This is a genomic window from Arthrobacter sp. SAFR-044 (assembly GCF_059414985.1).
This window is the reverse complement of sequence record NZ_JBPFDN010000003.1, coordinates 53,592-67,998: the sequence shown is the minus strand read 5'-3', so window position 1 is coordinate 67,998 and position 14,407 is coordinate 53,592. Positions and strand designations below refer to the sequence as shown.

Genomic DNA, 14,407 nt, shown 5'->3' with positions numbered 1-14,407 from the left:
ACGTTTGTACAACCCATCTGTTTCTGTTCGACGTTTTCACACCGGGGATCAACATGCCGCCAAACCTTAATATCCTCCTCCGCAGCCGCTCGTTGAAGTTGCGGCTGGTGGTGCCGGACCTCGGGGCACCTCGCCTTGAGCAGTCAATCAGTTGGGTGCACAGCTCTGACCTGGCGGACCCCACCCCGTTCCTGGACTCCGGCCAGCTGTTGCTGACGGACGGTACCCAGTTTCCCGTCGAGGGTGAGTTCGGGAAGGGGTATGAGCACTATGTGGGCCGGCTTGTGGAGCATGGCATCGTGGGACTGGGCTTTGCCACCCAGGTGGTCCACGGGACGTTGCCTCCAGGCCTCGAGGAAGCCTGTAGGGATCAGGGCCTTCCGTTGGTCGAGGTACCGGACCGGACACCGTTCATCGCCATTATCCGCACTGTTGCGGACTATCTGGCGCGGGAAGAGCACGCACGTGCCGAGTGGTCGCTGCAGGCCCAGCGTGCCATCTCGCGGGCAGCCCTGCGGCCCGACGGGTTGACCTCGATCCTCGGTGAGCTCGAGCGACAGCTTCACAGCTGGGTGGCCCTGTACGATGCCGCGGGCAACTATGTGCGCATGCCCCGCAACCGTCCCGTCCCGTCGGAGATCGCGGCTGGAGTAGGCCGGAAGGTACGGCAGGCGCTGGAATTAGGGACCCGCTCGGCCTCGCACTTCGACGTTGACGGCCAGTCGGTGACCCTGCAGACTCTTGGCCGCAAAGACAACCTGCGCGGCGCCCTCGTGCTGGGTGCCATCGAGCCCCTGGACCCGGCCCGGGCGGACATCGTCAACAGCGTGATCGGCCTGGCAAGCCTGGCCCTGGAGCAGGCGCGGACCCTGGACACGGCACGGAGGCACCTGCGCGCCGGTGTCTTTGAGCAGCTGCTGGCGGGCAGCACCGACGTCGCATTCCGCACAGCCCGCCAGGTGTGGGGCCAGCTGCCACGGGATCCGCTGATGGTGACCGTCTCCCGGCAGGAGAGCCCGGCGCCAAACCTGTTGGAGGCCTTGGAGCTGCTGGCGGACGACCACCGGGGTGCCGTGTTCTATGCGCTGCGGGGCGAGGTCCTGGTGATCCTGGCGGGCCAGGCCCACCAGGGGAAGGTTTTGGAGCTGCTGGGGCGCCACGGCGCGACGTGTGGTGTCTCGGCCGAGGCACCAATGGAGGGGCTTGCCGGTGCCCTGGAAGAAGCCACACGTGCGTTGCGGCGGGCAGCTGAAGTGGGCAGGGCCGTCGTCGAATTTTCCGAGCTCTCGACAGGCGGCATGCTGGGCCTGCTTCGCGAGGAGAAGGCCGGCCCGGTGGCCCGGGGGTTGCTGCAGCCGCTGATCAGCCATGACGCGGCCGAGCAGACGGAACTGCTGGAAACCGTACGGGAATGGTTTGCCAATAACTGTGCCTGGGACAAGACAGCGCGCCGTCTGGGAGTGCACCGCCATACGCTCAGGAACAGGATTGATACTGCCGGCCGAATCCTTGGACTGAACCTGGACAGCATGCAGGACCGCCTGGAGCTGTACGCGGCTGTTCAGTTCCTGGAATAGGCCGGAAACGAAGGCGAGGACCTCCGGCAGGTGTGCCGGAGGTCCTCGCTGTCAGGGCCCAGTGCCAGGTGCTGACATCCTGTGGGTGCTGCCCTAGTTCTGCGGGAAGCCCAGGTTAATGCCGCCGTGGCTCGGGTCGAGCCAACGGGAGGTGATGGCCTTTTCGCGGGTGAAGAACTGGAAGCCCTGGAGGCCGTAGGCCTTGGAGCTGCCGAAGATGGAATCCTTGAACCCTCCGAAGGAGTAGTACGCCACCGGAACCGGGATTGGCACGTTGATACCCACCATGCCCACTTCCACCTCGTTCTGGAAGCGGCGGGCCGCGCCGCCGTCGTTGGTGAAAATAGCCGTGCCGTTGCCGTACGCACTGGAGTTGATAAGGTCAAGACCCTCTTCATAGCTGTGGACGCGGACCACCGCCAGGACCGGGCCGAAGATCTCCTCGGTGTAAGCGCGGGAGGTGACCGGGACCTCGTCGATCAGGGTCGGGCCGAGCCAGAAGCCGTTCTCGTCGCCGTCCACGTTGATGCCGCGGCCGTCCGCCACAACCTTTGCGCCATCCTCAACGGCAATGTCGATGTAGGACGCCACCTTGTCGCGGTGCTGCTTGGTCACCAGGGGGCCCATGTCGCAGTTGCGGCGTCCGTCACCGATCTTCAGGGTCGCCATCCGGGAGGTGATCTTCTCGATCAGTTCGTCAGCGACGGGCTCGACGGCGACGACGACGCTGATGGCCATGCAGCGTTCACCGGCGGATCCGAAGCCGGCGTTGATGGCGGCGTCGGCAGTCAGGTCGAGGTCGGCATCGGGCAGGACCAGCATGTGGTTCTTCGCGCCGCCCAACGCCTGGACGCGCTTGCCGTTTTTGGCTGCAGTTTCGTAAATGTACTGGGCAATGGGGGTGGAGCCCACGAAGGAGATCGCCTTGACGTCGCGGTGCTCGAGGAGTCCGTCGACGGCTTCCTTGTCTCCGTGCAGGACGTTGAACACGCCTGCCGGAAGGCCTGCTTCGGTGAACAGTTCGGCGAGCCAGTTGGCGGCGGAGGGGTCCTTCTCGCTGGGCTTGAGCACGACGGTGTTGCCGGCGGCGATGGCGACAGGCAGGAACCACAGGGGAACCATGGCCGGGAAGTTGAACGGGCTGATGATGCCCACGACACCGAGGGGTGCCTTGGTGGAGTAGACGTCCACTCCGGTGGAGACGTTTTCGGAGTGCTCGCCCTTGATCAGGTGCGGGAAACCAGTGGCCAGTTCCACGACCTCCAGGCCGCGGGTGATTTCGCCCAGCGCGTCCGAGACGACTTTGCCGTGCTCAGCGGTGATGATCTGGGCGAGCTCGCCTTTGCGCTCGTTCAGCAGTTCGCGGACGCGGAACAGGATCTGCTGGCGCTTGGTGATGGAGAGGTCACGCCAGGCAGGGAAGGCTTTGTGGGCGGACGAGATGGCGGTTTCGATGTCCGAGGCATTCGCCAGGGCGACGCGTTTGGTTTCGATGCCGCGGGCCGGGTCGTAGACCGGGGCGGTGCGGTCCCCCGAGGAAAGGGCCTCGGCGCCGTCGATCCAGTGGGACAGGACGGGAAGTTCTTCGTTCGCGGTCACGCTGTTGCTCGCTTTCAGTTCAGGGAGTGTTGCCGGAGCGGCTTTGCAGCAACGGTACGGGGACGCCGCACGCTCGCGGGGACTCCATTTGGAGCTTGGTGCCGTTTCGGCTCGACACATGTATAGGCGGCCGCAGCCAGCGGACGTCCCTACCGTGGAGGCCACAGCAGGATCAAGTCTTTGAGGAGCCCAATGAAACGACGCAGCCACTTCCCTTCTGTACCCCCAGGCGCCGCCCGTACCGGGGAACACTGCCCCCAAACCGGATGGTGGAACCCGGCCGGGGAAGAGGCAACCAAAGCTTCCCTCCCAGCCGCCGCCGAGGCACGCTTCATAGGAGAGGGAAGCCTCATGCCGCCCATCAATGGCCTGCCCGGGACATGGGTGCCCCGCTGGCTCCGGGCTGCAGTTGCCCGTTCCAAAGACTCGTTCGATATCCCTGTATACGCGAAGTCGGAAGAGCGGTAGAGTTTGTCTGACAATCTGCACACGCAGTAGTCGACTTTCGAATGTATTGGGGAAGCTCATGGCGGAATCAAACATGTCAGCTGCGGCACTTCCTCTGCGGATGTCCCCGGTGGCCTCGGTGTCGCGCAGGGATGGCGTCGTCAATGAGATCCGGCGCGCCGTTGTGCTTGGCACCATCAAGCCCGGCGAGAAGCTCACGGAGGTCCAGCTTTCCGAATGGCTCAACGTCAGCCGGCCCACTGTCCGAGAAGCCCTCAACCAGATGGCCCAGGAAGGACTCCTGGTCCAGGAGCCGTACCGCGGCCTCAGAGTGGCAACCCTGGACGCAGCAGCCATCATGGACCTCGCCAACACCCGCATGGCCTTGGACATGCTGGCCGCCACCGCGATCGTGGAGGATGACTCCGGGCGCCGCATGAAAATGGTGGAGGACAGCTGGGCCGAGTACAGCCGCGTGGAGATGGATCCGGACCCGGTCATCCGGCACGAAAGCCACGTGTCATTCCACCGGAGCCTGTGGGCCGCCTCAGAGAACGCGCTGCTGCTGCGACTCTGGCCGGTCACCGAAGCGCACCTGACCATCATCCTTGCCCAGGACCAGGCGGCACGGGCAGACCCCGTCCGCGCGCACCGGGTCCACGAAAAGCTGGTTCAGGCCCTTCGAACCCAGGACCTCGACGTCATCCGGAAAGCCTTCAGCGAACACACCATGCGCAGCGCGGAGGAACTCATCCCGCTGCTGGGCAGCGCAATCCCACAGAAAGAGAGCTAACCCATGAAGATTCTGATCGTAGGCTCGACCGGCCTGCTCGGGTCCTCGGCCGCCTCGGCCCTGCGGGACCGGCACGAGATCATCGAAGCCTCACGCTCCGGGCAGGTCACGGTCGACCTCACCGAACCGGACTCCATCCGCCGGATGTTTGACCAGGTAGGCCGCGTGGACGCCGTCATATCCTGCACCGGCTCCGTCCCCTTCAAGCCGCTCGAAGAACTCACGGACAAAGACTTCCGGGCCGGCTTCGAGGACAAGGTCCTCGGCCAGGTCAACCTGGTCCAGATAGGCGTGGAGTATGTGAACAACGGCGGCTCCTTCACACTGACCAGCGGGGTGCTTGCCCGTGAACCCATCCTGACCGGTGTCGCAGCCTCCCTGGCCAATGGCGCCCTGGAATCCTTTGTCATGGCGGCCGCGGCCGAGCTGCCGCGCCGTATCCGCATCAATGCCGTCAGCCCCTCGGTCCTCGCCGAGGCCACCGGCTACCACGACTACTTCCCCGGATTCCAACAGGTTCCCGCGGAAACGGTGGGGCGCGCGTACGTAAAGTCCGTCGAAGGCATCCAGACGGGACAGACGTACGCCCTGGACCAGTAGACAGGCAGCGCGCGCACCCCTCCCCCGGGCAACCCCCGCAAAAGCCGGTCTTCACCCTGTGAAGGCCGGCTTTTGCTGTTTCCAGTGGCAGTCCTCTGCGGCGCGGTCATCAGGAATTTACATTCGCGGTCTTCCTCACCCCCTCGCCGGCCCCGGCCCCGGAAGCACGCGGAAGCCGCGTTACAGCTTTATTTCCTTCACACTCTCCTTTTTTGCAGCAGCCACTGGACGTGGCGCCGGTCACAGGTTTACTCTTGAAGCACGAAGCTGATTGTAAGACAATAAAACAACCAAACGACCTTCGGATGGCAACATCTTCAGCCATTCGCCCCCAGGACAGCACGGCAGCATGGTGGCCGCGTCCGATCAGAAAAACTTCCATCCAGTCGGCATATTTTCCTTTGTTTTTCCCGCCGGCCCCCTGACCCGTTTCCTGTAAAGAGGGTTTTAAAATGACCAAAACAAGCAAGATTGTCCTCGCCATCCTGGCCGTCCTGGTCCTCGGGGGGATTGGCGGCACATTGGGCGGCAAAATGTTCGGCGGCAACAGTGCCACGGCAGCGTCATCAGTCTCCGCCCAGGGCTCCTTTATCGATGACATCAAAAAGCGCGGCGAGCTCCGCGTCGGCGTGGCCATCGCCCCGCCCATGACCACCCAGCAGCCGGACGGGACCCTCGGCGGCCCCAACCTCATTCCCCTCGAGGAACTGGCCAAGCAGCTGGGCGTGAAGCTGGTTCCGGTAGCCGCGGAGTGGAAGAACATCGTGGCAGGCTTGCAGGCCAACCGCTACGACTTCGCTGCAAACCTGGACTACACGGTGGAACGGTCACTGGCGATCTCCTTCACCAACCCGGTCTACGAATACCCCGGCGTGTTCGTCGTCAAGGCGGATGCCCCATTCACCACCAGCGACCAGGTCATCAGCAGCGGCGGACAGATTGCCACCGCCCAGGGCGCAGCACCCGAGGCGACGCTGAAGGGCCTGACCGGGAACATCATGCCGATGGACTCCTACTCCAACGCCATCTCCGCTATCCAGGCAGGACGCGCGGTGGCAGAATTTACCGACCTTCCCACCGCAGAGTCCCAGGCACAGGCCGACTCTTCCCTGAAGATCATCGTCCCCAAGCCTGAAATCTACTCCGGCACCGCCGCCTACGGGGTTCCCGCCGGCGTCGACGCCCGGTCCATGCAGATCGTGAACATCGCCATCGAGCGCGCCCAGAAGAGCGGCACTCTGGCACAGGCCTACACCAAGGTCAACTACTTCGAGGTCAACAACCTCGGCGACCTCGCCAAGAAGTGATCCGCCAGGAACAACGCGGCCAAGGAGCCAAGACATGAACTACAACTTCGACTGGAACGTGGTGGCCAACGCCTTCCCTGCAATGATGCAGGGGCTGGGTCTCACCCTCCAGATCACTGTGATCACCATCGTCATCAGCATGATCCTCGCGGTGCCCCTGGCAGTGGGCCGCATGTCGAAGATCGAGGTGATCCGCTGGGCCGCCCAGGGATACATCGAGATCTTCCGCTGCACCCCGCTGCTGGTCCAACTGTTCTGGATCTTCTACGCACTGCCTGCCCTCACCGGGGTTACGCTCCCCGGATACGCGTCGGCTGTCATTGCCCTCACGGCGAACCTCACCGCCTTCATGGCCGAAACCTACCGCAGCGGTTTCCAGTCCGTTCCGGTTGAACAGGTCGAAGCCGGCAGGATGCTGCAGCTGAGCCGTTTCCAGCAGCTGCGCTACATCATCGTCCCGCAGGCCCTGCGCCAGCAGCTGCCGGTCATCCTCTCCCTGAACATCTCCCTCTTCAAGGACACGGCGCTGGTCTCCACCATTGCCGTCTCGGACCTGATGTTCATCTCCAACACGATTTCTTCCCAGACCTACCGGGCCCTGGAAGTCTTCACCCTCGCAGCGGGCGTCTACTTCGCCATCGCCTTCCCGATTTCGCTGATCACCAGCTCCATCGAACGCAGGATGCAGAACAGCTCCGGCATGGGTGCCCCGGCGCCCAGGAGGCTCGCATCGCGAATGATGCCCGGAACCCGTCCGGTGGTGCCGGCATGAGCCATTCACTGAGCACCGGGCTTCCTCCGGTCCAGCAGCAGAAGGACAATGATGGAACCGAACAGAAGGGCATCAAGGTGACAGCGCTCGAGGCCACCCCCCAGCTCACCGGGAATCGGCAGGTCCTGGTGGAAGCCCGCGGCCTCCAAAAAGCCTTTGGACCCCGCCAGATCCTCAAGAATGTCGACTTCGAGATGAACAAGGGCGACATCACCGTCATCATCGGCAAGAGCGGCTCCGGCAAATCCACCCTCCTTCGCGCCCTGGCCGGCCTCACCGACCCGGACGAGGGCCAGATCCTGATCGACGGGCACACGGTCTTCGCGGACCAGAAACGCACCAAGGAATGGGACAACATCCGCTCCGAAGTGGGCATGGTCTTCCAGGCCTACACGCTCTGGCCGCACATGAACGTGCTGGACAACCTCGTCCTTGCCCCCCGCAAGGTTCGCGGCGCCGCCGCCTCGGAATCCCGCGACCGGGCCGAAGCCGCCCTGGGCGAAGTAGGCATGGCCCACCACATCCTCAGCAAGCCCACCCAACTCTCCGGCGGTGAGCGCCAGCGCGTCGCCATCGCCCGGGCCCTGATGATGAAGCCCAAGCTCCTGCTCTGTGACGAAATCACCTCCGCCCTGGACCCACCCGTCGCGGCAGAAGTACTCGACGTCCTGCGCCGGCTCAAGGAAGAGGACGGCATCGCGGTCGCCCTGGTCACCCACGACATGGCCTTCGCCTCCAAAGCCGCGGACCGGGTGGTGTTCTTCCACAACGGCGAAATCGCCGTCAACGCCACCCCGGAGGCCGCGTTCGACAAGTGCGATAACGAAGACCTCAAGAAATTCGTGGACGCCGTCCGCTTCTAGGCCCACCGGTCCGGAACAGCCCCTCTGCCCCGGACCAAGAAAGGAACCATTGTGCACACCGTAGTGATTGGTGGCGGCGTCATCGGCCTCACCCAGGCCTACCACCTCGCCCGCGAGGGCGAGGACGTCACCGTCATTGACGCCCGGGCCACCGGCCTGGGCGCGTCGAAAGTCAACGCGGGGTGGATCTGCCCCGCGGAATCGGCACCCGTGCCCGGACCCGGCGTCGTCCTCAAATCCATGAAATGGATGCTCCGCCCGGACAGCCCGCTCTACATCCGGCCGTCCCTGAATCCAGCCTTCATAGGATTCATGCTGGGCATGTGGCGCAAGTCCAACGCCCGCGACCAGCGCGCCGGCTTCGAGGGCCACCTCCGGCTTGCCGCCGACACCCTGCAGATCTTTGACGAGTACCGCGCCGACGGCATGGACTTCGAAATGCACACGAACGGGCTGCTCATGGCATTCATGGAGCAGGACAACTTCGACCACCACGTCGACAACCTCGACCTGGCATCCCAGTACGGACGCCAGCCACGCGTACTGGACCGGGACGCGGTGCACGAGCAGGAACCACTGCTCACCGACGAGGTCCTGGGCGGCATCTACTTCCCGCAGGAACGCCACGTGGATCCGGGCGCAATGGCCACCGCGCTGCACCAGCGGCTGGTGGCAATGGGTGTCAAGATTATCGAGAACGCCCCCATTGATGCCGTGGACCGCAACGGGGACCGCGTCACCGCAGTACACAGCCGCGGCAACCGTTACACGGGCGACAACTTCGTCCTCGCTGCCGGCGCCTGGAGCGGAAACCTGTCCAAGCAGTTCGGAGTGCCCCTGCCCGTCCGTCCCGGGAAGGGGTACAGCGTGGAGGTTCCCGCCCTGGGCCTGCGCAGCACCGTCAACCTCTGGGACGCCAAAGTGGCGGTCACCCCGTTCAACGAACGCCTGCGCCTGGCCGGCACCATGGAGTTCGGCGGCCTGGACGAGAAGATCAACCAGGTCCGCGTCGATGCGATCCTGCGGGCCCCGGCGAAGTACTTCCGCAACTGGGAGCCGCCCGCGACCAAGCCGACGCCGATGGCCGGCATGCGGCCGATGACACCGGACGGGCTCCCCGTGATCGGAAATCTCGGACACCTGCAGAACACGTACGTTTCCACCGGCCACGGCATGATGGGCATCACCCTCGCCCCCGGAACGGCTTCGGCACTGACGGATCTGATCGTCCGCGGGAGGATGGCACCCACCCTCCAGCCCTTCAGGGCCGACCGTTTCCGCGGCGTCCAGCGCCAGCCAGTCCCGGTTCACTAGTACCGGACCCCCAAATTTCCTGCCGCCCAACAGCGGCCTGACCACCTTTTGAAAGGAAGCACCACACCATGTCTGCACGCACCAAGAAGGAACTCCGCGGCATCCTCGCCGCCGTCACCACCCCGTTCACCGAGGACGGCTCCGCCATCGACGAAGCGGCTCTGCAGCGCCAGGTGGAGCGCCTGGTCACCGCCGGCATCCACGGCCTCGTCCCCACGGGTACCACCGGTGAATTCACCACCCTCTCCCCCGAGGAGTACCGCCGCGTCATCGAGCTCTACGTCAAAGGCGCCGACGGACGCATCCCCGTAGTCGCCGGCATCGGAGCGCTCTCCACCCAAGGCGCCATCGACCTGGCCCAGCACGCCGAAGCCGTCGGCGCGGACGCCATCATGCTGGTCCCGCCGTTCTACGACCCCCTGGACCTCAGCACCCTCAAGACGTTCCTCTCCGCCGTCGCCGCGTCCATCAACATCCCGATCGTCTACTACAACGTCCCCGGTGCCACCGGCATCCAGCTGACCGCCGCTGAACTGGCCGAGCTCGGCCAGATCGACGGAGTGGACTACATCAAGAACACCTCCGATGACGCCGTGGGCCTGGCCGAACTCCTCGCCAACCACACCGACAGCATCAAGGCCTTCAACGGCTGGGACACCCTGACGTTCTTCGGCATCGCCTCCGGCGCCGAAGCCTCCGTCTGGGGCACCGCCGGCATTGTGCCCGAACTCGCCGTCGAATTCTGGGAGACCCTGGCCGAACAGAAGGACCTGGTCCGCGCCCGCGAACTATGGAAGCACCTGTGGGCCATCAGCGACTTCCTCGAGTCCGTCAACTACGTGGCCGGCATCAAGGCAGGCCTGGAACTCATCGGCGAACCTGTCGGCCCGGCCCGCCTGCCCATCCAGCCGCTGCCCGCCGAGGAACGCGAGCGTTTCGCCGGCATCCTGCGCAACGCAGGCGTCCTCCCGGCAGTAGCAGCATGACCGCGCGCTCCGCCACCAAACTCGCCCTCGACGCCATCGAGGTCCACGCCGAAGGCGAGCCGGGCCGGATCCTGACCTCCGCCGCGTCCCTCGTGCAGGGCGAGACGATGGCGGAGCGCCTGCAGTACTGCAAGGACAACCTGGACTGGCTGCGCCGGCTCATGCTCCATGAGCCGCGCGGCTACCCGGGCCTCTGCTCGGTGATCCTCCTGCCTCCGGTCAACGAAGGCTCCGACTTTGGCATCGTGGTCCTGGAACAGGGCGGCTTCACCCCGATGTCCGGATCCAACACCATCTGCGCCGTCACCGCGGCCCTGGAGGAAGGCATCGTGCCGGTCCGCGGACCGGAAACCGTGGTCACCATCGACACTGCCGTCGGTATCGTCCAGGCAATCGCCAAGGTCCAGGACGGCAAGGTCCTCTCGGTGACCGTCGTGAACGTCCCGGCGTTCGTCGTCGAACTCGACTTCCCGCTCGAGGTGCCGGAGTTCGGCACAGTGCCCGTCGACGTCGTTTTCGGCGGCCAGTTCTTCGCACAGGCCAAGGCAGCGGACCTCGGCTTGGAACTGCACCCGGACAACGGCAAGGAACTTGCCCGCGCCGGTGCCTTGATCAAGATGGCCGCGCTGGAGCAGATCGCCTGCGTCCACCCGGACAATCCGCTGATTTCTGGGGTCAACCTGGTCATGCTGCACACCGGCGACCGCGTTCCCGGCCGGCAGGACCGCAACACCGTGGTGCTGTCCAACGGCAAACTCGTCCCGTCGGACCCGTCCACCTGGACTGGTGCGCTGGACCGCTCCCCCTGCGGGACCGGCACATCGGCCCGGATGGCAGCCCTGCACGCCCGTGGGCAGCTGGCCATCGGCGAAGACTTCTCCCACCACAGCATCATCGGCAGCGAATTCATCGGGCAGCTGACAGGAACAACGACGGCGGGCGGCCGCGAAGCGGTCCTTCCCACCATCCGGGGCCGCGGCTGTGTGACCGGCCGCACCCAATGGCTGCTGGACCCCACCGACCCCTTCCCCTCCGGCTACACCGTCGGCGACATCTGGGCCCCGGGCGCCTAAAGCACCCACTTAGACACTTTTCCGAAACAACTGAAAGCAGGAGTTGTGAGCCAGTTCATTAACGGCAAACTCGCCGACGGCAGCACCAGCGAAACCGTGGACGTCATCGACCCGTCCAACGGCAAAACCATTCGCACCATCACCCTGGCCGGAAGCGACGACGTCAAACAAGCTGTGCAGGCAGCCCGCGACGCGTTCCCCGCCTGGTCCCGTGCCACCCCCGGTGAACGGTCCGCCGTCCTCACCAAGTTTGCCGCGCTCATGGAAGAACGCGCCGAAGAATTTGCCCAGCTCGAATCCCGCCAGGCCGGCAAACCCATCCGCCTCACCCGCGAATTCGACGTCCCCGGCACCATCGACAACATCGCCTTCTACGCCGGCGCAGCCCGCAACCTCGAAGGCAAAGCCACCGGCGAATACTCCCCCGACCACACCTCCTCCATCCGCCGCGAAGCGATCGGCGTGATCGGTTCCATCTCACCCTGGAACTACCCGCTGCAGATGGCCGCCTGGAAGATCCTGCCCGCCGTCGCCGCCGGCAACACGATCGTCCTCAAGCCTGCGGAGATCACGCCGTTGACCAGCCTGCTGTTCGCAGAAGTGGCCACCGAAGCAGGCGTCCCTGACGGCGTTATCAACGTCCTCACCGGCCGCGGCTCCACCATCGGTGCCGAACTGCTGCGCCACCCGGACGTGGACATGCTCTCCTTCACCGGGTCCACCTCCGTAGGCCGGACCGTCCTGGACGCCGCAGCCACCACCGCCAAGCGCGTCCACCTCGAGCTCGGCGGCAAGGCCCCCTTCGTCGTCTTCGACGACGCGGACCTTGAGGCAGCCATCCATGGTGCCGTCGCCGGATCACTGATCAACACCGGGCAGGACTGCACGGCCGCCACCCGCGCCATCGTCCACCGCTCGCTCTACGAGAAATTCATCGAAGGCGTCGCCGACCTGTACGCCAAGGTCAAGCTCGGGCCCACTGCCGACCCCGCCACCGACCTCGGCCCGCTCGTCTCCCGCAAGCACCAGGAAACCGTCGCGGGGATGGTGGACCGGGCCCGCGGCTACGCCCGCGTCATCGGCGGCGGCATCCCTGAAGGGGACCTGGCGGGAGGCTCTTACTACCGGCCCACCCTGGTCGCCGACGCCACCCCGGACAGCGAAATCTTCCGCGACGAAGTCTTCGGCCCCGTCCTTGCCGTCACCCCGTTCGACACCGACGACGAAGCCATTGAACTGGCCAACGACACCCCCTACGGCCTGGCCGCTTCGGCATGGACCAAGGATGTCTACCGTGCCCTGCGAGCCACCCGCGAAATCCGCGCCGGCGCCGTCTGGGTCAACGACCACATCCCGATCATCAGCGAAATGCCACACGGCGGCTTCAAGCAGTCCGGCTTCGGCAAGGACATGTCCACCTACTCCTTCGACGAATACACCGTGGTCAAGCACGTCATGTTCGACCTCACCGGACAGCAGGCCAAGGAGTGGCACCGCACCATCTTCACCCTGGAGGGGTAGGCAGAATGACGACGACGGGACGTGGGCGCCGCTTCGACGGCAAGACCGCACTGGTCACCGGGGCTGGCGGCGGGATCGGATCCGCCATCAGCCGCCGGCTGGCCGCCGAAGGTGCCCACGTGTTCGTGGCCGATGCCAATGAAACAGCCGCAAAGGAAGTAGCCGACGACCTGACGGGTGAAGGTTTCTCCGCCGAGGCGCTGGTCTTCGACCTTCTCGACCCCGAAGCGTCAGCGGCGGCCGTCCAGCACATCGTTGATGCCCGCGGCCGGATTGACGTGCTGGCCAACAACGCCGGCGTTAACCGACGCGGGGACCTGCTCTCCCTTTCGGAGTACGACTGGGACCTGTCCTTTGCCGTCAATGTGGACGCACTGTTCCACCTGTGCCGTGCGGTGCTGCCGCACATGATCGGCGCAGGTGGGGGTGCCATCGTGAACACGGCTTCCCAGTGGGGCCTGTACCCGGCGCCAGGACACATCGCCTACAACGTCTCCAAGGCCGCCGTCGTCGCCTTCACCAAAAACCTGGCCCGCGACTACGCCCCGAACAATATCCGGGTCAACGCCGTCGCACCCGGCGAAGTGCACGCGCCCATGCTCGAAGCCGGGCTCGCCCGCAGCGGCCGCACTGTGGCCGACCTTGACGCCCTGGTCCCGTTCGGCCGGATTGGCAAACCGGAGGAAATCGCCGCCTTGGTGGCCTTCCTCGCCTCCGACGAAGCCCCCTACATCTGCGGCTCCGTCATTGAAATCACCGGCGCCCAGGCCGTTGCATGACCGGGCCCATGGACGGGAAGACCGTCCTGGTGACGGGAGCGTCGCGCGGCATCGGCCGCGCGACAGTTGAAGTCCTGCACCGCGAGGGCGCGCACGTCGTCCTCCACTACGGGAACGACAAGGATTCCGCCCACGCCACCGCCGACCGGCTCGGCGACCGTGTCCACCTGGTCCAAGGCGATCTTCGGAACCCGGCGGAGCGCGAACGGGTCTGGACGGAGGCTGCCGCCTGGCGCGGCGGCGTCGACGTGCTGGTCAACAACGCCGGCGCCTGGCTCGCCTCACACATTGATAACGACGGCGAGTGGCAACAGGGCTGGCAGGCTAACTACGAACTGAACCTCCTCGCCCCGGCAGACCTGTGCCGGCAAGCCATCCTCGGATTCCGGGAGCGCGGTGGCGGGATCATTATCAACGTGACCAGCCGCTCCGCCCACCGCGGGGACGACGCAGAACACCTCGCCTACGGTGCTGCCAAGGGCGGCCTGCTTGCCCTCACCAAGGGAATCGCCCGCGGCTACGCGAGGGAGAACGTCCTCGCCTACGCGATCGCCCCGGGGTGGGTGGCCACCGACATCGCAGGCGACCTCGCCACGGACCCCGCCGTCCTTGAAGGGCTTCCGTTAGGTGAGGTCACTCCGCCCGGTGAGGTCGCGGAGGTTATTGCCTTCCTCGCCTCCGGCAAGTCCCGACACACCACCGGCGCCACCATCGACATCACCGGCGCCGATTACGTGCGCTGAAAACGCCCACCACCTTCATCGTCCTTGACCTAA

General features: G+C 65.3%; 14 protein-coding genes. 12 read left to right on the top strand and 2 right to left on the bottom strand.

Annotated features, from left to right (window positions below; genetic code table 11):
* Nucleotides 1-53: 53 nt before the first annotated feature.
* On the top strand, nucleotides 54-1,577 hold the full coding sequence (locus ACR65J_RS05420) for a PucR family transcriptional regulator (protein WP_440166778.1): 1,524 nt from the start codon (nucleotides 54-56) through the stop codon (nucleotides 1,575-1,577).
* Nucleotides 1,578-1,670: 93 nt separating this feature from the next.
* On the opposite strand, the gene ACR65J_RS05415 is transcribed toward ACR65J_RS05420, so the two are convergent.
* Entirely contained in the window at nucleotides 1,671-3,176 is a 1,506-nt protein-coding gene (locus ACR65J_RS05415; RefSeq protein WP_235008751.1) for a CoA-acylating methylmalonate-semialdehyde dehydrogenase, read from the bottom strand.
* Nucleotides 3,177-3,702: 526 nt separating this feature from the next.
* On the opposite strand from ACR65J_RS05415, the gene ACR65J_RS05410 reads away from it, so the two are divergent.
* Together ACR65J_RS05410 and ACR65J_RS05405 are read left to right on the top strand one after the other, a co-directional pair.
* Nucleotides 3,703-4,416 carry a GntR family transcriptional regulator gene (locus tag ACR65J_RS05410; RefSeq protein WP_440166776.1) on the top strand — a complete coding sequence of 238 codons (714 nt, stop codon included), beginning with the start codon at nucleotides 3,703-3,705 and terminating at the stop codon, nucleotides 4,414-4,416.
* A 3-nt stretch (nucleotides 4,417-4,419) separates the two neighbouring features.
* Nucleotides 4,420-5,016 (top strand): short chain dehydrogenase, encoded by a 597-nt coding sequence (locus ACR65J_RS05405; RefSeq protein ID WP_440166774.1) that lies wholly within the window; start codon nucleotides 4,420-4,422, stop codon nucleotides 5,014-5,016.
* A 109-nt stretch (nucleotides 5,017-5,125) separates the two neighbouring features.
* On the opposite strand, the gene ACR65J_RS05400 is transcribed toward ACR65J_RS05405, so the two are convergent.
* Nucleotides 5,126-5,485, bottom strand: a complete 360-nt coding sequence (locus ACR65J_RS05400; RefSeq protein ID WP_440166772.1) for a hypothetical protein — start codon at nucleotides 5,483-5,485, stop codon at nucleotides 5,126-5,128.
* On the opposite strand from ACR65J_RS05400, the gene ACR65J_RS05395 reads away from it, so the two are divergent.
* The 9 genes from ACR65J_RS05395 to ACR65J_RS05355 all read left to right on the top strand — a co-directional run bounded on the left by ACR65J_RS05395 (nucleotide 5,469) and on the right by ACR65J_RS05355 (nucleotide 14,374).
* A complete protein-coding gene (locus ACR65J_RS05395) occupies nucleotides 5,469-6,323 on the top strand; it encodes a substrate-binding periplasmic protein (protein ID WP_142118070.1) in 855 nt (284 codons plus the stop codon). The two genes, ACR65J_RS05400 and ACR65J_RS05395, sit on opposite strands and share 17 nt — an antisense overlap.
* Before the next feature lie 34 nt (nucleotides 6,324-6,357).
* The gene (locus tag ACR65J_RS05390; RefSeq protein WP_142118072.1) at nucleotides 6,358-7,095 is read left to right on the top strand and encodes an amino acid ABC transporter permease; all 738 of its coding nucleotides are present in this window, start codon (nucleotides 6,358-6,360) and stop codon (nucleotides 7,093-7,095) included.
* A complete protein-coding gene (locus tag ACR65J_RS05385; protein ID WP_440166770.1) occupies nucleotides 7,092-7,958 on the top strand; it encodes an amino acid ABC transporter ATP-binding protein in 867 nt (288 codons plus the stop codon). Before ACR65J_RS05390 ends, ACR65J_RS05385 begins: the two co-directional genes overlap by 4 nt.
* A 51-nt stretch (nucleotides 7,959-8,009) precedes the next feature.
* A complete protein-coding gene (locus tag ACR65J_RS05380; protein WP_440166768.1) occupies nucleotides 8,010-9,272 on the top strand; it encodes an NAD(P)/FAD-dependent oxidoreductase in 1,263 nt (420 codons plus the stop codon).
* A 68-nt stretch (nucleotides 9,273-9,340) separates the two neighbouring features.
* Nucleotides 9,341-10,258, top strand: coding sequence for a dihydrodipicolinate synthase family protein (locus tag ACR65J_RS05375; RefSeq protein WP_440166766.1), 918 nt, complete (start codon nucleotides 9,341-9,343; stop codon nucleotides 10,256-10,258).
* Nucleotides 10,255-11,331 carry a proline racemase family protein gene (locus ACR65J_RS05370; RefSeq protein ID WP_440166764.1) on the top strand — a complete coding sequence of 359 codons (1,077 nt, stop codon included), beginning with the start codon at nucleotides 10,255-10,257 and terminating at the stop codon, nucleotides 11,329-11,331. The genes ACR65J_RS05375 and ACR65J_RS05370 overlap by 4 nt, the downstream gene beginning before the upstream one ends.
* A 45-nt stretch (nucleotides 11,332-11,376) precedes the next feature.
* The gene (locus ACR65J_RS05365) at nucleotides 11,377-12,852 is read left to right on the top strand and encodes a gamma-aminobutyraldehyde dehydrogenase (protein WP_440166762.1); all 1,476 of its coding nucleotides are present in this window, start codon (nucleotides 11,377-11,379) and stop codon (nucleotides 12,850-12,852) included.
* A gap of 5 nt (nucleotides 12,853-12,857) precedes the next feature.
* Complete coding sequence (locus ACR65J_RS05360; protein ID WP_440166760.1) at nucleotides 12,858-13,631, top strand: SDR family NAD(P)-dependent oxidoreductase; 774 nt, start codon at nucleotides 12,858-12,860, stop codon at nucleotides 13,629-13,631.
* Entirely contained in the window at nucleotides 13,628-14,374 is a 747-nt protein-coding gene (locus ACR65J_RS05355) for an SDR family NAD(P)-dependent oxidoreductase (protein ID WP_440166758.1), read from the top strand. Before ACR65J_RS05360 ends, ACR65J_RS05355 begins: the two co-directional genes overlap by 4 nt.
* Nucleotides 14,375-14,407: the final 33 nt, after the last annotated feature.